The 19,096-nt window shown below is 52.7% G+C and carries 19 protein-coding genes; 13 read left to right on the top strand and 6 right to left on the bottom strand.

What is annotated here, in order from left to right; genetic code table 11:
• Nucleotides 1-4 precede the first annotated feature (4 nt).
• The 8 genes from KOI40_RS08265 (at nucleotide 5) to KOI40_RS08300 (ending at nucleotide 8,430) form a co-directional block, all read left to right on the top strand.
• On the top strand, nucleotides 5-1,042 hold the full coding sequence (locus KOI40_RS08265) for a RodZ domain-containing protein (protein WP_216097037.1): 1,038 nt from the start codon (nucleotides 5-7) through the stop codon (nucleotides 1,040-1,042).
• Between the two features lie 57 nt (nucleotides 1,043-1,099).
• Nucleotides 1,100-2,218, top strand: coding sequence for a flavodoxin-dependent (E)-4-hydroxy-3-methylbut-2-enyl-diphosphate synthase (gene ispG, locus KOI40_RS08270; protein ID WP_216097038.1), 1,119 nt, complete (start codon nucleotides 1,100-1,102; stop codon nucleotides 2,216-2,218).
• Nucleotides 2,219-2,281: 63 nt separating this feature from the next.
• Complete coding sequence (hisS, locus tag KOI40_RS08275; protein WP_255568289.1) at nucleotides 2,282-3,547, top strand: histidine--tRNA ligase; 1,266 nt, start codon at nucleotides 2,282-2,284, stop codon at nucleotides 3,545-3,547.
• Between the two features lie 112 nt (nucleotides 3,548-3,659).
• Nucleotides 3,660-4,349 carry a YfgM family protein gene (locus KOI40_RS08280; protein ID WP_216097039.1) on the top strand — a complete coding sequence of 230 codons (690 nt, stop codon included), beginning with the start codon at nucleotides 3,660-3,662 and terminating at the stop codon, nucleotides 4,347-4,349.
• The gene (bamB, locus tag KOI40_RS08285) at nucleotides 4,346-5,482 is read left to right on the top strand and encodes an outer membrane protein assembly factor BamB (RefSeq protein WP_216097040.1); all 1,137 of its coding nucleotides are present in this window, start codon (nucleotides 4,346-4,348) and stop codon (nucleotides 5,480-5,482) included. Before KOI40_RS08280 ends, bamB begins: the two co-directional genes overlap by 4 nt.
• A gap of 181 nt (nucleotides 5,483-5,663) precedes the next feature.
• Complete coding sequence (gene der, locus KOI40_RS08290; protein ID WP_216097041.1) at nucleotides 5,664-7,082, top strand: ribosome biogenesis GTPase Der; 1,419 nt, start codon at nucleotides 5,664-5,666, stop codon at nucleotides 7,080-7,082.
• A gap of 203 nt (nucleotides 7,083-7,285) precedes the next feature.
• The gene (locus KOI40_RS08295; RefSeq protein ID WP_216097042.1) at nucleotides 7,286-8,086 is read left to right on the top strand and encodes a VOC family protein; all 801 of its coding nucleotides are present in this window, start codon (nucleotides 7,286-7,288) and stop codon (nucleotides 8,084-8,086) included.
• Between the two features lie 83 nt (nucleotides 8,087-8,169).
• Nucleotides 8,170-8,430, top strand: a complete 261-nt coding sequence (locus KOI40_RS08300) for a GNAT family N-acetyltransferase (protein ID WP_304504193.1) — start codon at nucleotides 8,170-8,172, stop codon at nucleotides 8,428-8,430.
• A 51-nt stretch (nucleotides 8,431-8,481) separates the two neighbouring features.
• On the opposite strand, the gene KOI40_RS08305 is transcribed toward KOI40_RS08300, so the two are convergent.
• From KOI40_RS08305 to KOI40_RS08315, 3 genes are all read right to left on the bottom strand, one after another.
• Nucleotides 8,482-9,333, bottom strand: coding sequence for a pirin family protein (locus KOI40_RS08305; RefSeq protein WP_216097043.1), 852 nt, complete (start codon nucleotides 9,331-9,333; stop codon nucleotides 8,482-8,484).
• A gap of 37 nt (nucleotides 9,334-9,370) precedes the next feature.
• Nucleotides 9,371-10,342, bottom strand: coding sequence for a glutathione S-transferase family protein (locus KOI40_RS08310; protein ID WP_216097044.1), 972 nt, complete (start codon nucleotides 10,340-10,342; stop codon nucleotides 9,371-9,373).
• 116 nt (nucleotides 10,343-10,458) lie between these two features.
• Nucleotides 10,459-10,932, bottom strand: coding sequence for a DoxX family protein (locus KOI40_RS08315; protein ID WP_216097045.1), 474 nt, complete (start codon nucleotides 10,930-10,932; stop codon nucleotides 10,459-10,461).
• A 154-nt stretch (nucleotides 10,933-11,086) separates the two neighbouring features.
• Here KOI40_RS08315 and KOI40_RS08320 point away from each other — a divergent pair, with 154 nt between their 5' ends.
• Entirely contained in the window at nucleotides 11,087-11,434 is a 348-nt protein-coding gene (locus KOI40_RS08320) for a nucleotide pyrophosphohydrolase (RefSeq protein ID WP_216097046.1), read from the top strand.
• A gap of 66 nt (nucleotides 11,435-11,500) precedes the next feature.
• On the opposite strand, the gene KOI40_RS08325 is transcribed toward KOI40_RS08320, so the two are convergent.
• On the bottom strand, nucleotides 11,501-11,851 hold the full coding sequence (locus tag KOI40_RS08325; RefSeq protein WP_216097047.1) for a YggL 50S ribosome-binding family protein: 351 nt from the start codon (nucleotides 11,849-11,851) through the stop codon (nucleotides 11,501-11,503).
• A 232-nt stretch (nucleotides 11,852-12,083) separates the two neighbouring features.
• Here KOI40_RS08325 and KOI40_RS08330 point away from each other — a divergent pair, with 232 nt between their 5' ends.
• Together KOI40_RS08330 and KOI40_RS08335 are read left to right on the top strand one after the other, a co-directional pair.
• The gene (locus KOI40_RS08330; protein WP_233710143.1) at nucleotides 12,084-12,665 is read left to right on the top strand and encodes a DsbA family protein; all 582 of its coding nucleotides are present in this window, start codon (nucleotides 12,084-12,086) and stop codon (nucleotides 12,663-12,665) included.
• An 85-nt stretch (nucleotides 12,666-12,750) separates the two neighbouring features.
• The gene (locus tag KOI40_RS08335) at nucleotides 12,751-13,203 is read left to right on the top strand and encodes a hypothetical protein (RefSeq protein ID WP_216097049.1); all 453 of its coding nucleotides are present in this window, start codon (nucleotides 12,751-12,753) and stop codon (nucleotides 13,201-13,203) included.
• A 14-nt stretch (nucleotides 13,204-13,217) separates the two neighbouring features.
• On the opposite strand, the gene KOI40_RS08340 is transcribed toward KOI40_RS08335, so the two are convergent.
• Nucleotides 13,218-15,719, bottom strand: coding sequence for a bifunctional diguanylate cyclase/phosphodiesterase (locus KOI40_RS08340; RefSeq protein WP_216097050.1), 2,502 nt, complete (start codon nucleotides 15,717-15,719; stop codon nucleotides 13,218-13,220).
• 143 nt (nucleotides 15,720-15,862) lie between these two features.
• Here KOI40_RS08340 and KOI40_RS08345 point away from each other — a divergent pair, with 143 nt between their 5' ends.
• Nucleotides 15,863-17,134 carry a PA0069 family radical SAM protein gene (locus KOI40_RS08345; protein WP_233710131.1) on the top strand — a complete coding sequence of 424 codons (1,272 nt, stop codon included), beginning with the start codon at nucleotides 15,863-15,865 and terminating at the stop codon, nucleotides 17,132-17,134.
• A gap of 114 nt (nucleotides 17,135-17,248) precedes the next feature.
• Here KOI40_RS08345 and KOI40_RS08350 read toward each other — a convergent pair whose 3' ends face one another.
• The gene (locus tag KOI40_RS08350) at nucleotides 17,249-17,665 is read right to left on the bottom strand and encodes a hypothetical protein (protein ID WP_216097051.1); all 417 of its coding nucleotides are present in this window, start codon (nucleotides 17,663-17,665) and stop codon (nucleotides 17,249-17,251) included.
• A 746-nt stretch (nucleotides 17,666-18,411) separates the two neighbouring features.
• On the opposite strand from KOI40_RS08350, the gene KOI40_RS08355 reads away from it, so the two are divergent.
• Nucleotides 18,412-19,071: a RipA family octameric membrane protein gene (locus tag KOI40_RS08355; RefSeq protein WP_216097052.1), complete on the top strand. Its 660-nt coding sequence runs from the start codon at nucleotides 18,412-18,414 to the stop codon at nucleotides 19,069-19,071.
• Nucleotides 19,072-19,096: the final 25 nt, after the last annotated feature.

A 19,096-nucleotide genomic window follows, 5' to 3' on the forward strand; every position in this document is an offset into this window, starting at 1 on the left:
AGCCATGACATCAAGTTATGACGACATGACAGTGGACGAACAATCACCGGGACGTGAATTGAAAGCGCTTCGTGAAGCTGCAGGCTTCAGTCTGAGTTACGTTGCGGATCAAATGCGCCTGTCAGAAGCGTATATCTCTTACCTTGAGAAAGACGAATTTCAAAAACTGCCCACCGAGCCCTTTGTGCTGGGGTACTATCGCGCTTATGCCCGTATTTTAAACGTATCGCCAGACGGTTTTATCCAGAGCTACCGTGAACACCATCGCAGTCATACAGATGAAGCGGAAGCCCAGCAGGGACAGGCATCGCGGGATTATTCATCGTCCGCTTATCGGCCTCTGCCTAAAGCTGAGAAAGGGCCCTCAACCAAAAAATCCGATAATCGACTCTACGGCATCATTGCCGTGTTGCTGGTTGCCACCTGGGTTGTGGTGTCTCTGTTGTCCAAAACACCGGACACGCCTGAAACGACGGACAGCCCTGAAGCGAATGCATCAACAGCCCCGCTGGCTGTACCGGATGCGGTTGACACAAGTTCAGAGCTTGATTCGTCAGACGATTCCGTGACTGATGATGCAGATACAGGTATCACTCCAGCAGTATCGGATTCTGTTTCCTATACCGGTTCCAGTGAAACTACTGCTGCGCCTGACGAATCGCTCAGCTCGGTGACTGATGCTGTAGAACAAGAGTCTTTCGCAGAAGAAGCGGTTTCAGAGCCGACTGCCGCGGCCGTTCAGTCTGCAGTCGACAGTGAACCCGCGAAAGAAGAGGGCGCTGGTACTCTGGATACATTAACGTTTGTCTTCAGTGATGAGTGTTGGCTTGAAGTGACTGATGCACGCGGCGATGTGGTTGCGGCAAACCTCTATCAGTCGGGTGCTACCGCTATGCTGGAAGGCGTTGCACCTTTTGAAGTGATGCTGGGTAATGTCAGAGCTGCACAATTGCAGTTGAATGGTGAGCCGGTAACGCTCATTCCCAACGGTAACCGTAAAACGCTTCGTACGACCGTTGGCGATCAAGGGCCTGATCAGTAGCTGGCCCCTGAAGTATGTACGTATTCTTTTGATTAACTGCCATGCAGGATCTATATCATGCATTTTGAATCACCGATTAAACGTCGGAAATCTCGTCAGATTATGGTGGGTAATGTACCGGTAGGTGGAGATGCGCCTATTTCTGTACAGAGTATGACCAACACCGAGACAACCGATGTCGAGGCAACTGTCGATCAGATCCAGCGCATTCAGAACGCAGGGGCTGACATCGTTCGCGTTTCTGTTCCCTCCATGGATGCGGCTGAAGCCTTTGGTGAAATCCGCAAGCGGGTGGATATTCCGCTGGTAGCCGATATCCACTTTGACTATCGAATTGCGTTGCGTGTGGCTGACCTGGGTGTCGACTGCTTGCGTATCAACCCGGGTAATATTGGCCGTGAAAAACGCATCCGTGCGGTGGTGGATAAAGCCCGGGACATGAATATTCCCATCCGAATTGGTGTAAACGCCGGTTCACTGGAAAAAGATATTCAAAAGAAATACGGCGAACCAACGCCTGAAGCACTGGTCGAGTCTGCACTTCGTCATGTGGAAATTCTCGACGGACTCGATTTCCAGAATTTTAAAGTCAGTGTAAAAGCCTCGGATGTGTTTATGGCCGTGGAGGCTTACCGTGGTCTTGCCCGGCAAATTGAACAGCCTTTGCACCTGGGTATTACCGAGGCTGGCGGATTGCGCTCGGGTACCGTCAAATCGGCCGTCGGTTTAGGGGCGTTGTTGATGGACGGCATTGGCGACACCTTACGTATTTCACTGGCGGCCGATCCGGTTGAAGAAGTGAAAGTGGGCTGGGATCTGCTCAAGAGCCTCAAGCTGCGCAGCAAAGGCATCAACTTTATTGCCTGCCCAAGCTGTTCCAGACAGAACTTTGATGTGATTAAAACCATGAACGAGCTCGAGGTTCGTCTGGAAGATATCACAACACCGATGGACGTCGCGGTTATTGGCTGCGTTGTAAATGGTCCGGGTGAAGCGAAAGAAGCCGATATCGGTTTGGCTGGTGGTACGCCCAATAACCTGATTTACGTGGATGGTGAACCCAACCAGAAGCTAAAACAGGACAGCGATAGCCTGATCGACGATTTAGAGCGCTTGATCCGTAAGAAAGCTGCGGATAAAGCCGAAGCTGACAAAGATATTATTGCAAAAGCCTGACACGTCTCCGAGCACAAGCGGACACCGTACGGGGCAAGAAACAGAGCAAAAAAGGAACAGATTTTGAAAAAACTGCAAGCCATTCGTGGCATGAATGACCTGCTCCCCGGCGATTCAGCAGCCTGGCAGTACCTTGAGTCCACCGTTGCTGATGTGGTTCAGAGTTATGGCTATCAGGAAATTCGTTTCCCGATCCTGGAACAGACCGAACTGTTCAAGCGCTCCATTGGTGAAGTGACAGACATCGTTGAAAAGGAAATGTACACCTTCAACGATCGCAATGATGAGAGTCTCACCATGCGTCCTGAAGGTACCGCTTGCTGTGTGCGTGCCTGTGAACAACACGGTCTGCTGTATAACCAGACTCAGCGTCTGTGGTATCACGGCCCCATGTTCCGCTATGAGCGTCCACAAAAAGGGCGTCTGCGTCAGTTCCATCAGATCGGCATTGAAACCTTCGGCATGAACGGTCCCGACATCGATGCGGAATTGCTGCTGATGACGGCTCGTTTGTGGAAAGAGCTGGGCATTTCCGATGCCGTTACCTTGCAACTGAATACCCTGGGGTCTTCAGAGTCCCGTGCCGAATACCGGGCCGCATTGGTAGAGTACCTGTCTGCCCGCAAAGATCAGCTGGACGAAGACAGTCAGCGTCGATTGGACAGTAACCCTCTGCGGATTCTGGACAGTAAAAACCCGGAAACCCAGGCTTTGTTAAATGACGCACCGGCTCTGCACGATCATCTGGATGAAGAGTCACGGACGCATTTCGAGCAATTAAAAGCGCTGTTGGACGCTGCCGGCATTGCCTACGAGATCAACCCTCGTTTGGTTCGCGGTCTCGACTATTACAGCAAGACTGTATTTGAGTGGGTCACAACCCGTCTGGGTGCGCAGGGTACTGTGTGTGCCGGTGGCCGTTACGACGGTCTGGTTGAGCAAATGGGCGGCAAGCCTACCCCGGCAGTCGGTTTTGCCATGGGCGTCGAGCGTTTGATTCTGTTGTTGCAGGAACTGAATGTCATTCCCGAAGGTCTGAACCAAAGCGTCGACGTCTACGTCGCAGCGATGGGGGATGTTCAGGCGCAGGCATTTGCCGTGGCCGAGCAGATTCGCAGCGGTTTGCCGCATTTGCGGGTGATGAGCCACTGTGGCGGCGGTAACTTCAAGAAACAAATGAAGAAAGCCGATGCCAGCGGGGCCGATGTCGCCATCATCATCGGCGAGGACGAAGCCGCCAATGGTCAGGCCACCATTAAGTTTTTACGCGATGATAAGCCTCAGCAGACATTAGCAGTTGAAGAACTTTTGTCCGCGTTGCAAGATTAACCCCCAGCGAAGCTAGTGCAGACCGCGACTGATCAAAAATAGACCAGTGGCCGATGCTCAGAATAAGTGATTCCCGCAGGAATCCATTGAAGAATAACCTTTAGGAGTTTTTGTGACTGCACATTTAACGGAAGAAGAACAGCTCGAATCGATGAAGCGCTGGTGGGACGACAATGGTAAATCCACCATTGTCGGTGTTGTGCTGGCCATTGGCGGCTATGTGGGCTGGGGCTTTTGGCAAGACGCGAAGCAAGAAAGCGCCGAAGAAGCTTCGGCTATCTACCAGAATCTCGCCGAAGCCATGGTTTCAGAACCTGGCAAGTCACTGAGCGAAGAGAAGGCCACGACGGCCTATCATCTGGCTGATCAGTTAAAAGAAAACTATTCCTCCAGCCTGTACGCCAGTCAGGCGGCCCTGTTTAAGGCCAAGCTGGATGTCGAAAAAGGCGATCTGGCCGCTGCGGCCGCTGAATTGCAGTGGGTCATCGACCAGAACGTAGAAGAAGCCTTAACTCTGCTGGTGCGCTCGCGTCTGGCTCGTGTTCAGCTGGATCAAAAACAGTACGATCAGGCTCTGGCCACGGTTGCCGACGAGAACAGCGGCAGCTTCAAAGCGACCTTCGCCGAGATTCGCGGCGATGTGTTTGTCAGCCAGGATGAGACAGCCAAAGCCCTGGCGGCCTACCAACTGGCGCTGGACAGCTTGTTGCCGGATCAGGCCAGCCGTCGTCCTTTACTGGAAATCAAGATTGAAGATCTGCAACCTTCTGTTGCCTCAGTGGATCAGGGAGACAACTCATGAAACGTGTTCTCTTGATTGGTCTGGTATCCGTACTGGCGGCCTGTTCTTCCAATGACGATGTGAATCTGGAACCCGCAGATCTGGTGGATTTCGACGAGACCGTCGAAATGGATCGCCTCTGGTCTGAAGGTATTGGCATGGGCGCCGGTAGCACCTACAGCTTGCTGCCGATAGCCGTTGAAGGTGATCAGGTGTTTGCCGTGGACGCAGAAGGGTTGGTTAAAGCCCTGGATCGTTCCACCGGTGATGAAATCTGGGAAGTGGAGTTGGAGGTACCGGTATCCAGTGGTGTTGGTTCTTCCAGCAATCACGTATTTGTCGGCACCCTGAAGGGTGAAGTGGTTGCCCTGGACGCAAACACCGGGTCCGAAGTGTGGCGCACACGATTGTCCAGTGAAATCCTGTCACCGCCTCAAAGCAATGGTTCAGAGCTGGCCGTTCAGACTCTGGACGGCAAAGTTTATGGCCTGAAGGTTTCCGATGGCAGTCAGTTGTGGATGAACGATTCTGCTATTCCGGCTTTGACTTTGCGTGGTACTTCGACGCCACTGATTACCTCGACTTCTGTTTACGCGGGCTTTTCCTCAGGTAAAGTCATGGCGCTGGATGTGAAAGATGGCACCGTTCAGTGGGAGCAGCGTGTGGCTGCCGCACAGGGCCGCTCTGAGCTTGAGCGTGTGGTCGACATTAATGCAGCGCCTCTGATTGTGGGTGATATTCTCTACGCAGTGAGCTACCAGGGGCGTCTTGTGGCACTTAACCGTGGCACCGGACAAGGCCTGTGGGCTCAGCAGGCTTCCAGCTATAACAACCTGGGGGCTGGCATGGGCTATATCTTTGTCAGTGGCGCAGACGATTCCGTCAAAGCCTACGATGCAAGAAGTGGTGCCCTGATTTGGGAAAACGACCAGTTGGCTCGCCGCCAGATTGGTGCTCCCCAGACGTTTGGTTCCTATGTTGCCGTGGCTGATTTCGAAGGCTATGTGCACATCATGAACCAGAGCGACGGACAGTTTGTGGCTCGCCGCAAGGTTGATGGTGACGGAGTACGCACCCCAATGGTTGGTGTGGGTGATGTCCTCTATGTTTACGGCAACAGCGGTGATCTCGAAGCCCTGACCGAGGAAGAATAAGCTCAAGTCAATAACCTGCGTTTTATTGAAGGCGACCTGAGTTATACTAAAGGCCAGAGTAGCAATGCTGCTCTGGCCTTTGCTGTTTTTACACCGCTTCTGAAACCGATGGCACAGTCACGGTTTTTCAGGGCAGGAGAGTAGCAACAGCTTTAATGAGACAGTTTTAACGAGATATTTGATGATTCCTGTAATTGCCCTGGTGGGCCGTCCTAATGTGGGTAAATCCACGCTGTTCAATCGACTGACCAATACACGTGATGCGATTGTCGCCGACTACGCGGGTCTGACCCGTGATCGTAAGTATGGTGAGGCCAATTATCTGGATCATAAGTTTATTCTGATCGATACCGGCGGCATCAGTGGCGACGAAGACGGTATCGATGAAGTCATGGCCGAGCAATCCCTGCAGGCAGTGGCTGAAGCCGATGCCGTGCTGTTTCTGGTGGATTGCCGTGACGGTCTGACTCCGGCAGACGAAATGATCGCCAAGCATCTGCGGGTCAACAACAAGAAAACCTATGTGGTCGCCAACAAGGTCGATGGTTTGAGCTTTGATGTTGCTATTTCGCCGTTCTATGAGATGGGGATGGGAGAGATCTATCCGACCACCGCCTCCCACGGGCGCGGTGTGAAGTCCCTGATGGAAGCCGTGCTGGCCGAGTTCCCGCCTCAGGAAGAAGAGGAAGAGGACGACGATCGTGGCATTAAGATGGCCATTGTGGGTCGCCCGAATGTGGGTAAATCCACTCTGGTGAACCGCCTGCTGGGTGAAGATCGGGTTATCGTCTACGACATGCCGGGCACTACCCGTGACAGCATCTATATCGATTACGAGCGGGACGGCAAGCCATACACCATTATTGATACCGCCGGTGTTCGCCGTCGTAAAAATGTCAAACTGACGGTTGAGAAGTTCTCCATTGTTAAGACCTTGCAAGCCATCGAAGATGCCAATGTGGTGGTGCTGGTCATGGATTCCCGCGAAGGGGTAGTTGATCAGGATTTGCACTTGATGGGGCAGGTGATCGACAGTGGCCGGGCTTTGGTTGTCGCACTCAATAAGTGGGATGGCCTCGAAGCTGAGCAGAAAGAACACATCAAAACCGAACTCGACCGACGTCTGCGGTTTGTGGACTTTGCCGATATTCACTTCATCTCGGCATTGCACGGTACCGGCGTTGGCCACTTGTATGAGTCAATCGAAAAAGCGTTCAGCTCGGCGACGGACAAACTCTCTACCAATCACCTGACCAAGATTCTGGAAGATGCGGTTGTGGTTCACCAGCCACCATTGGTCAACGGACGTCGAATCAAGTTGCGTTACGCGCACTCCGGTGGTCATAACCCTCCGATCATTGTGATTCACGGCAACCAGACCGATAAAATTCCCGGCCACTACACCAAGTACCTGGAAAAAACCTTCCGTCGCGCATTGGACTTGCACGGGACTCCGGTGAGAATCCTGTTTAAAACCACCGAAAACCCGTTCAAGGATCGCAAAAACAAACTCACCGATCGCCAGTTACAGAAACGTGAGCGCTTAACCAAGCATTATCAGAAGCAGAAAGTTAAGCAGAAGAAGAAAAAGAAAAAATAACAACGGATCCCTCAGACTTGTTTTTTTTGCCACGTTAAGGCCTTTTTCTTCAGGCGCCTCATCCTCGGAGGCGCCTTTCCCTGATCTTCCCCGTTTTCTGGTTCTACCGCCAACACCGATCCCGGCCTTCATCCTGTTTACCCATCGTGCCTCCTGTTTACCCATCATGTTAGTATTTCGCTATCTTTTAGCGAGTGCCTCCGATGACAGATTCAAACCCTCCGGCCCAAACGGCCAAACCTGACATTCTTGGTTTCAAACGTCTCAGAATTGCCTGTCCGAATCGGACAGAGGCTGTCGACCAGTATCGGACGTTACTGGGTATCGATCCGGTTTGGCAGGGCAGGGTCGAACTGCCGGAACGCTCGAGTTCTTGCTTGGCGGCCTGGTTCTCATTAGAAAATACGACGTTGGAATTGTTGGAACTGCCGGTCGATTCACCGTCGTTGGTGGGGATTGTCTTTGCCGTCCAACACGACTCTGAATCAGCAACCGGATATGGACCATTGCCGGAAGAAGATTGTCGGGGCTTATGGCTCAGCCTCGAACCGGATGATGAGTTTCCGGCGTCGATGGAGCCAAACTTTGATCAAGAAACATACGTTAATGCCGATAGCTTTACACCGGACAATATTTCGCGGGTAGATCATCTGGTCATCTATACTCATAGTGCAGACGATACCATTCGTTTATTTGGATCAGACGGGTTAGGTATTCGATTGGCGCTGGATAAAAATGTCCCGGAGTGGGGTGGGCGGATGCTGTTTTTTCGTGTCGGCAAGCTCACCCTCGAAGTGATAGAGCCCACAAAACCTTTTGAGGGCACCGATTACTTTTGGGGTATTGCCTACCAGGCTGATGACATAAACATTGTTCATCAACGGTTAAGCAAGGCCGGCGTAAAGTTGTCAGACTTACGCAAAGGAAGAAAGGAAGGCTCTCTGGTCGCGAGCGTTAAAAGCCACCAGCTGGGTATTCCGACGTTATTGATACAGCCGCGGTGAGTTTTGACTGCAGAAGAATTGTCAGACCGTTGGCAATTCAGAGTTACTGAAAAAAGTGGTAACAGGAAAGAGTGGTAAGAAAAATGATGGATACCATTAAACATCAACCGGATCAGCATTGCTTTATTGCACAAGTGAATGGCAGCCTGGCAAAGCTAGAATATGATCTGAAAGATCACTCAGTGACATTCACTTCAACCTACGTACCTTTTCGCCTGCGCGGAAAAGGCTATGCCGAAAAACTGGTAGAAACCGGTTTATCCTGGGCGCGACAGCAGGGGTACGACATCAGCACCACCTGCTGGTACGTAGAAAAGCATTTGACTCCGGATCTGGTGGGCTGATCCCACCAACGTTTCCCGGTAAACGGTTTACAGGAAAGGCCGGCGCTGGCATTAAACCAGCACGCCGTTATTGTAATCCTGTATGGCCTGTTCTATTTCATCCCGGGTATTCATTACGAATGGCCCCCAACTCACCACCGGTTCACCAATCGGCTGGGCCGCTAGCACTAAAAACTTGCTGCTTTCATTCGCTTCAATTTGCAAGACATCACCGGGGCTGAATACCGCCATTTGTTTTGAGCCTATCTGCTGGTGCGCGCCATCCTGTGACCCGTGAACCTCACCTTCATAGACATACACCAGAACCCGTTTGTCGTTAGCGACCGGCAGCGACACAGTTTCGCTTTGTGGCAAGTGAACGTCCCAATAGTCTGGCCGTGTGGCGACATCTTTCACCGGGCCGGTGACAGACTGTCCTTCCTGAGTGAAGGTTCCGGCAATGACTTTTACATCTGTGCCATTGGCCAGGCTTAATACCGGAATGTCCTCGGGCCCGAACTCACGATACTTCGGATCCGTCATTTTTTCGTCCGCAGGCAGATTGACCCAGATCTGAAACCCGTGGAAATAATTCTGCTCGGCAATGGGCAGTTCAGAGTGCAGCACGCCGCGTCCGGCCGTCATCCACTGCACGCCGCCGCTGACCAGACGACCGACATTACCCAGGTGATCCCGATGTTCAATGGCACCGTCCAGCATGTAGGTGACGGTTTCAAATCCGCGGTGAGGGTGCTCGGGAAAGCCACGGGTCTGTTTGCCATCGAAACCACCTTTAAACTCATCCAGCATTAAAAATGGATCGAATTGGGCGTAACGCTGTTGCGTGCTGATGCGATGTATATCCACACCATCGCCATCCGCGGTTGCCCGGGCGGCGTAGAGGCCGATAAGTTGTCTGTTCATGATTACCTCCTGTCGTCGTATTAGAAAACCGATCTCGTTAGAAAAAACGATCACGGTTGTGAGGGCGGTTGTAATCCAGCTCCGGTCCAACAGGCACGACCCGTGTTGGATTGATGGTGTCGTGGCTGTAGTAATAGTGCGTTTTGATGTGATCAAAATTCACCGTATCGGCAATGCCCTCAACCTGATACAGCTCGCGCAGATAATTGGACAGGTTGGGGTAGTCCTCAATCCGTCGCAGATTGGTTTTGAAGTGTCCGAAATACACACTGTCAAAGCGAATCAGTGTTGTGAACAGACGCCAGTCTGCCTCGGTCATTTGATTGCCCGCCAAATAGCGTTGCTGTCCGAGGGTGCCTTCCACATGATCCAGCGCCTTGAAGAGTGCATCAAAGGCTTTCTCGTAGGCGTGTTGCGTAGTGGCAAAGCCCGCCTTATACACCCCGTTATTGATGTTGTCGTACACCAGCTCATTGATCTCATCGATACGTGGGTGCAGCGGCTCCGGGTGAAAATCCGTTTTGACGTCCGTAAAGGCATCGAACGCACTGTTGAGCATGCGGATAATCTCGGCCGACTCGTTGTTGACGATGGTGTGCGTCTTTTTGTCCCAGAGTATGGGCACGGTGACACGCCCGCTGTAATCGCTTTGAGTCGCGGTATAGACCTCGTACAGATAGCGGATATCGGCAATCGGGCTTGGGTCCATGGCGGCTGCATCATCTTGAGGTAACAGTTCCCACCCCTTGTCGAGCATCTCGGGTTTGACCACCGTCACGCCTATCACATCTTCCAGTTGTTTCAGTTTGCGGAAAATCAGGGTGCGGTGTGCCCATGGACACGCCAGCGATACAAACAGGTGGTAGCGGCCTGACTCAGCTGGAAAATCACTGGAACCTTCTGCGGTTACCCAGTTGCGAAACTGTGCATCGGTACGGACAAACTCGCCATCGTTGCTGTCGGTATCGTACCATTGGTCGTGCCATTGGCCTTCAATGAGTAATCCCATGATGATCTCCTTGCGTGGTGAGTGAACTCTTGGTTATTGCAAACATAAGCCGGTTAAACTCTGGCCTGGAGCCATCCCCAGGGAAGCAGCTTCCTTGGGGATACGGTAAATCGGTATTACTGGATCTTTTTGGCAATAGCGTTATCCAGCGACAAGCGGCCACCGCCCAGAAAGATCAATGCAGCCGTAGCGGTAAGCAGGCTCAGCGCGAACTCATAGCCGTTGTTGCTGACAAACAGACCATTTGGCAGGTGGAAGGTGAGCGCCATCAGCATGGTGAAAGCCGCAACCAGAGCCGCAGGGCGGGTCAAAAGGCCCAGAGCCAGCAACAGGCCGCCAAAAAACTCGGCGCTGCCAGCCAGGAGAGCCATCAATACACCGGGTTCAAAACCGATGGATGCCATCCACTGACCAGTGCCTTCCAGGCCGTAGCCGCCCAGCCAGCCGAACAGTTTTTGTGAGCCGTGGGCCGCCAGAATCAGGCCGATGGGCACGCGCAATACCAGAGCGCCAATACCGGCTTGAGAGGCCAGCAGAGGCTTGATGAATTTGGGGGTAACTGAAGCTTGATTCACGGTAGTCGTTGTCATGTTGTTGCTCCTGAACAGGGGGCGATCTGTGGATTCGATAAATCTTCAAACGATGAAAACATTGTAGAATGCGACTCACAGCGGAATAAGCGTCCATTTTGAAAGAGAATGGTCAAAAAAACTGAACAATTGAACAGCAGCAACAGGGGGAACCATGGAAGAGCTTAAGCAGCTACAGAAGTATTTGCGGGAATTCGCTGCAAAGCGAGACTGGGACCAGTTTCACTCACCCAAAAACCTGACGATGGCGCTCAGCGTCGAGGCCTCAGAGCTGGTTGAATGTTTCCAGTGGCTGACGGAAGAACAATCCCAAAATCTGAGTGAACAGCAATTGGCCGCCGTGGTGGACGAAATCGCGGATATCCAGATCTATCTGGCTCGCTTGTCGGATAAGCTGGGTGTGGATATCGGCGAGGCGGTGCGCCAAAAGACCAGAAAGAACGAAGCCAAGTACCCGGCAGACGTGGTGCGGGGCAGCAGTAAAAAGTACACAGAATATTAAGAGGTGGGGCAGAGCAAGCCCGGATTCATCGCAGGGCTTGCTCGGCTATATAACTAACCAGGGCAGTTAGAGTATTTCGTTCGAATCCACCAGCTCGCCGCACTCGCAGGCTTTCACGTCTGCGTTAGCCGCCAGCCAGTCGGCAACCGCCTGACGCTGCTCCGGGGTGACAGAATCATAACGGCCTTCACAGATGACCACACCGGCGATGGTTTCGGCACAGGCACTGCCCATAAACGCCAGCTTGTTGGCTTCCATGGCGTCCGCCATAAAGTCTGCAATAAAGGCATCCAGCTGGTCAGCGTCTTTTTCGGCGGCAAATTCAAAATCCAGTTCGAATCCCTGAGTGGCAAACTCGTCCAGATACAGTTTTTTGCGTAAACGGCGGCTGCGGTTAGAGGTTTTGGGGCTGGTCATAATCTTGATATCTCTGAGGGGGAAGGGTGTTGGGGCGCATTGTAGAGCAATGATGTCTGCCTTGCGAGAGATTCGCCGTGGCCATCCGCTTGCCGGCAGAGTCGGCTAAATAGGGTAAACTGCTCCCATCTCAATGTGATGACACCCTTTTATGACCTCCTCAACGACTTCCACGTTCGCACCGACTTCAACCTCCCCAGGCCCGGACCGTCTTTATTATGCCTATGACCCCATGTGTTCGTGGTGCTGGGGGTTCAGGCCGGTGTGGGACGCCCTGAAGAAAGAGCTGCCATCCGACCTCGAGCTGGTCTATCTGGCCGGTGGTCTGGCGCCGGATAACGATCAGCCCATGCCCGAAGCCATGCAACAGGCCATTCAGGGGTACTGGCGCGATATTCAGAGCCAGCTGGGCACAGAGTTCAATTTTGATTTCTGGAACAACAACGTACCCCGGCGATCCACCTACATTTCTTGCCGGGCGGCCATTGCGGCAGCCAATCAGGGCGCGCAGGAACAGATGATCGATGCTGTCCAGCGCGCATACTACCTGCGGGCACTAAACCCCTCGGACGTGCCGGTGCTGGTGCAGTTGGCTCAGGAGCTGGGGCTGGATGCCGAACAGTTCGAAACTGACTTGTTGTCCGACGCCGTGCAACAGACATTCGAGCAGCAGATGACGCTGGCCCGACAGCTACCCATCGACGGGTTTCCTTCGCTGGTGCTGGAAACCGAACGTGGCGTTGTGCGGCTCTCTCGCGAATACCGCGACCACAACGTACTCCTGCGTCAGATTCAAAGCCTGCATGCCAACTGAAGCTGAAATGCTACACTTTTTATAAAAGCATCGCTGAAAGCGTCCTTAAAAGAGTGAATGCAAAGTCTGGCCGCAGGGTGTCCTTATGGTGTGGGATTCAGAGCAGTGGAACGCAGAAGAAATTTCAAGCCCCGAGCGCGATGATTACATCGTTTACCGCCTGATCGAAAGCGCGTCCAGAAAAAGTGTCTACATCGGCGTGGTCCTGAGCCGACAATACCGCAAGCGTTTTTTTCGCCACTACACCGACGATGTCCGCTCTCCCTGGCACGCACACCAGTGGCCAGCGGACATTTATCAGGGGTCCTGCGAACAGTGGCCCTACCGGCCGGACATCATAGAACACCTGAAAGGCTTCACCCGATTGGAGGCGCTTGCCGCGCAACAATACTGGTGGGAAAAGTATTGCGGGGCGAAAGGTCTGTTAAAAAACGGTCAGCAGCCTCTGCCACGCTCGCGTTTTATTGTCTTGCGAGGCCAGGGCTGTTGGGATGGGTATCTAAAGGGATTTCCCAATGGCTGGGTACCCACTTTGTAACGGGGCTGCCTGAGTTACCCCCTGCGCTTTATGAGTGCCGCTTCTGTTTTTTCTGGCAGGTGCTTTAACAGATAGTCTTGCGCCTGCTGTGCCGGTAACGGACGGCTAAAATGAAAGCCCTGCATCAAGTGACAGCCAAGAATCATCAATTGATAAACCTGTCCGGCATTTTCGACACCTTCACAAATAACTTTCATGTCGAGGTTGTCCGCAAGTCCGACAATTGTCGTAATGATCGAGCGGGCAGATTCACCTTCCTCCAGACTCACAATAAAACTGCGATCAATCTTCAAGGTACTGATCGGCAAACGGTGCAGGTAAGACAGGGATGAATAACCGGTACCAAAATCATCAATCATGATTTCACACCCCAGTGCCAGTAACCTGTCGAGGCGCTTGAGCATGGCGTTAGTGTCTGACATCAGCATGCTTTCTGTCAGTTCAAGCCGAAGTTGACCACTGGTTAATTCATACTCTTTGAACACCTTTTCAAGCAGGGTTTGCAGGCGTTCGTCTGAAAACGACACCGGAGCCAGGTTGATACTGATATACAGCTTCTGGTGTTGAAGCAACTGATTCCATTGGTTCAACTGGTGGGCTGCGGTGGCGGTCGCCCACAGACCAATGTCGGCAACCAGCCCCATGGTTTCGGCCAATGGAATGAATTCGGCAGGGGATACCCATTCACCGTTCGAGCGTTGCCAGCGTGCCAGACTTTCAAAACCCACGACCTTGCCGTTCCGGGCTTCGACAATCGGCTGGTAATGCAGCTCCAGCTGATCCCCTGCGATGGCTGATTTCAGTTCACCCATCAGCAGCCGTTCGCGCTGGGCTCCCTGATCCAGCGCCTCGTCAAACAGGGTCCAGCTGGGGCCATGGGTTTCCTTGGCTCGATACAGGGCGATGTCCGCATCCCTGAGAGCTTCATCCGGCGTGGAGTAGAGGCCCGGCTGCAATTCCAGCACACCAATGCTGATGTGGATATCAATCGGACCACGCCCCAGTTCTACAGGACGGCAGAGGTGCTCCAGCAGGCGATCTGCGATGGAGGGAATCTCATAATGGGACTGAACATCTTCAAACAGAACAATAAACTCGTCGCCCCCCAGGCGGGCCACGGTATCGGATTCGCGGCAGAATTTACGCAGCCGCAAACTCAGACGGGTCAGCAACAAATCCCCTTGTTGATGGCCATGAATATCGTTGATGGCTTTAAAGCCATTAAGATCCAGCAGCATCAGGCAAGACTGGCAACCTTCGTCTCGCCGTTTCAGTAACTTCAAATGATGAGAAAGCCGGTCCATCAGGCGGGCACGGTTAGCCAATCGTGTCAGCGGGTCGGTATAGGCCAGATTGCGCAAGTTGGCTTCTGCCCGTTTCTGATCGCTGATATCGACGGCGCTGGCCAGTCCCAGAGGCCGATCTTCAAATTCTGCCAACGTCAGACTGAAATACAGCCAGTGTTTTTCGCCTGTCGATGTCGTCACCCGACATTGTTTGCGGTACACCTGACCGGGAGGGATTTCGCTTTCCTGGATCTCCTGCACAAACCGATAAAACTCTTCACCCAATACCTGTGACAGGGGCAGGGTGAGCAGTTCTTCAGCGTCATAACCGGTGATCTGGCTGAGTGCCGGATTGGCAAAGTGAATACGTTCGGGATCAAACGTAAAAATCGCGGTTTGGGTCGATTCGGCCAATTGTCGAAAGCGCGTTTCGCTGTGTTCAAGCGAGGTGGTGACATGGTCCAGGCGCTGGTCTACCAGAACCCCGATGGCAATCATTCCCAGCAAAATCAGTGTGCAGGTGATAATAATCACAATCAGCCCATAGGGGGGTATGGTCATGTGATGAGCAAGACCTGGGATGCTGGCCTGAAAATAGGTCGCCTTCATGGCAACAAAGTGCATGCTGCTGACGGCAATGCCCAACAGCAGGCAGCCAATCATCAATCCCAAATGGGGTAATTTGGGGTACTGGCTGAAATGTTTATGTGCCCGCAGCCCCCAGACCGCCAGCAAATACGCCGAGAGCAGCGATACGACAAACCATTTCGGCTCATAGTACATGTCGGCGGCCACAATAATGGCCTCCATGCCCAGATAGTGCATGCTGCCGACACCCAGAGCCAGTGCCAGTCCCGCCAGATGATAACGTCGAAACGAGGGGTTTTCCGGTTGATAGAGGCGTATGCAGCACATACTGGCCAGGATGGCCGGGACAATTGAAATGCAGGTGATCAGCAGGTCGTATTCGATACTGATGGGCAGCGAGTAGGCCAGCATGGCCGTGAAATGCATCGCCCAGATACCAACCCCCATGCCAACACCACCGACCACCAGCCACAGAGTGCGATTGCGAGGGTTACCATAATGGTAGCGTTGGATTACGGGCAGGAGAACCCAGGCTGATAACACAGCCAACAGGATGGCCACCACACACAGCCAGTGGTTATGGTGGCTGATCAGGGCAGGGGTAGAAAAGTCATTTGGGCTGACCAGACGCCAAAAATTCATACCACTTTGACCTAAATTTGTGGGGTGATGCAGCGCTCACACAGAGCCTTACCTCGACTGACACCGCCTTTATAATTATGTACGCAGTTACTGGCTGTATCGGCTGCTTGTCTTCTAACTATACGGTTAATCTGGAAATTTGGATGACAATATACCCGCCAGCTCGACGGGGTCACCCTTGGCGCTTGCCAGACAGGCGGGTCACAACCATAATGGTACTGTTTTTATATACAGTGTTTGTGGGGTGGCCCGTGTCAAAGAGGACCGTTGAGCCGACGAGTGAATCGGCAAAGTCGCAAACCAGCATCAAGGGCCGCGGGGCCATCAGCATCAAGGGCCGCGGGGCCAGCAGCAATCTGGCCGGCCGCTTTGAGGCCCAGCTGATCGAAACCGTGGATGATGGCTGGTGGCAAGAGGAAGAGATACCCCGACTCAAAACCCACGTCACCCCCGAGCGTGCCCGCAGCATCCTCACCCGCAACCAGTCGCCGGACTTGCCGTTTTCGGTCTCACTCAATCCCTATCGCGGTTGCGAGCACGGCTGTGTGTACTGTTTTGCCAGACCCTCCCACGCCTATCTGGGCCTGTCACCCGGGTGGGATTTTGAAAGCCGCCTGTACGCCAAAACCAACGCCCCGCAATTGCTCAGTCGCGAACTCGCCAAACCCGGTTACCAGCCATTGCCCATTGCCCTGGGCATCAACACCGACGCCTACCAGCCCTGCGAGCGGGAACTCAACATTACCCGCCAGTGCCTGGACATCCTGCACCAGTGCCGCCATCCCACCGGCCTGATCACCAAGTCCGCCCTGATCGAACGGGATCTCGACCTCATGACCGACATGGCCCGCGACAACCTTCTCAGCGTCGCCATCACCCTGACCACCCTCGATCACGAACTCTCCCGCAAACTCGAACCCCGTGCGGCGTCTCTTCAGCGTCGCCTGAAAACCATCCGCCGACTCACCGACGCCGGCATACCGGTTTCGGTCAGCATCGCACCGGTGATTCCGTTCATTACCGAGCAGGAAATGGAACAGGTTATGGCAGCCGCGGCCGAAGCCGGAGCTGTCAGCGCCAACTACATCGTCCTGCGCCTGCCGTGGGAAGTGAACCCTCTGTTTCAGGACTGGCTGCAAACCCACTTTCCCGACCGCGCCGAACGGGTCATGAACCGCATCCGCGACATGCGCGGTGGAAAAGACTACGACGCCAGCTTCGGCTCCCGCATGAAAGGCGAAGGCCTCTGGGCCGACCTCATCCGCCAGCGTTTTCAGCGAACTGTGCGCAAATTAAAACTGGGTGATGGCCGCCTACGAGGGTTGGATACGTCATTGTTTCGACGGCCCGATACCGTGGCCGCGGCAGACAAAACACCAGGAGCAGGGCGGGGGCAGATGGATTTTTTTGGGTGATATCGACACCGCATTCAAAAACCACCTGCCAGCGAGCCAATCCCACCTTAAACACTCGACACCGAAGCTCCACCAGAGCACCGCCGACCAAAATCACTCGACGCCGAGCCTTTTTCAGACGATCACGGTTCTCGAACACCCGATGCCGGAGCAATTTCGGAGGGCATCGAGTGATTCGTATAGGGCTGTTGATTGATTTTCAGAGGACGCCGACTGATTTTCAGAAGACGCCGAGTGATTTTCAGAGGATACCGAGCCTTTTTTGTAGCCCGCCGAGCCATTGAAAGCCAACGCCGAGACTTTGAGCGAGCCAATCGAATGATTTTGCTCGACCACCGAGTGTTTTAACTCCAATGTCCTCGTTCCAATCTCCAAAACCGAAGCCCCAAGACCCAATACCGGAGCTAAATACACCATTACCGAAGCTCCGCAATAGAACAACGGCTCCCACGCACAGGATAACGGGTGAACAAACAGGAAGGGGGTATCACGGTACAGGGGAGGGGGATACATCGTATCCCCCCAGTCCATACGTTGTATCCCCCTGGCCTATACAAAACACTCGATCGTCCATTGCCGAAGGAAGATGTCGGCTATCGGACAGAGAAGCTTCCATACGCGCAATGGAACGTCGGGTCTTTTGTATCCGCTTAGCCCATACATCGTATCCCCCAGGCCCATACAAAAGGCCCGACATCCCATATCAAAGACCCGACGTCGCATACAAAAGACCCGATGTTGCATACACAACCACTCGGCATCGAGAATCAAAGACCCAATGTCGAGTCTTTGAGATCCAATATCGAGGCTTTAATACCCAATGTCGAAACTCTGAGACCCGATAACGACCCATAAAAACCCGAACACGAGACTCAGGAATAGGCCGTCGAGTGTTTTAGCTCCGAGATCGAGTGTCTAAGGTGGGGCGCTGAATATGGAATACGCGATAAGGACGTTATGTATGCGGCTTTGCATGATGGTCTTGAAGAAACCGTCAGTCTGGCTACAATGGATGTTGATATTGACGACAAAGTGCCTCACAGGAAGAGCCACCAGCAATGGGTATAGCGTAGGGATAATCTCCTTTCTTATCTGTTTTTTCCTCCTGTAGATCTATGTCGCTGTGATGTGATTGATTGCGTTATGGCTAGGTCACGCATTGAAAATTAGATGGTATTGGGTTGGGGTGGTGACCTGATATGTGGATATATGTCATCGAGATGTGTTTAAACACGTCTTTGGGACGTTGATTTAGTTGTTAGCCATCAGGAGAGATTGTGCCACAGAACGATTACTCTCAAGAGCAGTATAAACAGGACTTCTTCGATGAAAAACGAAGAAAGGAGGCGCTGGAGCATGCTCTTGATATACGAAAATTTGAAATTGAGCTTTATTGGAAAAGAGCAGCTTATTTCTGGACTTTTATAGGTGCGGCGTTCGCTGGCTTTATAGCTGTTCAAGCCTCAGCGGCTGATAATAAGCAAGATTTATCAGTAATGCTCTCTTGTATTGGTGCGGTTTTTTCATTTGCTTGGGTTTGTGTTAACCGAGGCAGCAAGCAGTGGCAAGAGAATTGGGAAAAACATGTCGATATGCTTGAGGATGGAATTATTGGGCCTTTGTATAAGGTGGTTCTTGCTCGCCGCCCACCCGAGGGAATAAAAGAAATAAGCATGCACTTAGTTACGGGGCCATCACCGTTATCCGTTTCTAAAATAAATCAAATTATAAGCTTGTATGTAACCGCTCTATGGTGCTGTCTACTTGTCTATTCTCTTCCACCATTTAAATGCGAGGCGGGCGTAAATTGGTTTTACTGTTCGTTAATTGTATTTTCCATATTGGCGTGCATATTCTTTTTGTGGCTAGGTCGTACCTATGGTGGTGGCTTTTGGCATAAGGCTACAATCAGAAGCACGGAAATAAACAATGGCTAACAAACTGCTGCTAGGGACAAGCCTA

Source organism: Pseudomaricurvus albidus (assembly GCF_018863235.1).
Classification (GTDB): Bacteria; Pseudomonadota; Gammaproteobacteria; order Pseudomonadales; family Cellvibrionaceae; genus Pseudomaricurvus; species Pseudomaricurvus albidus.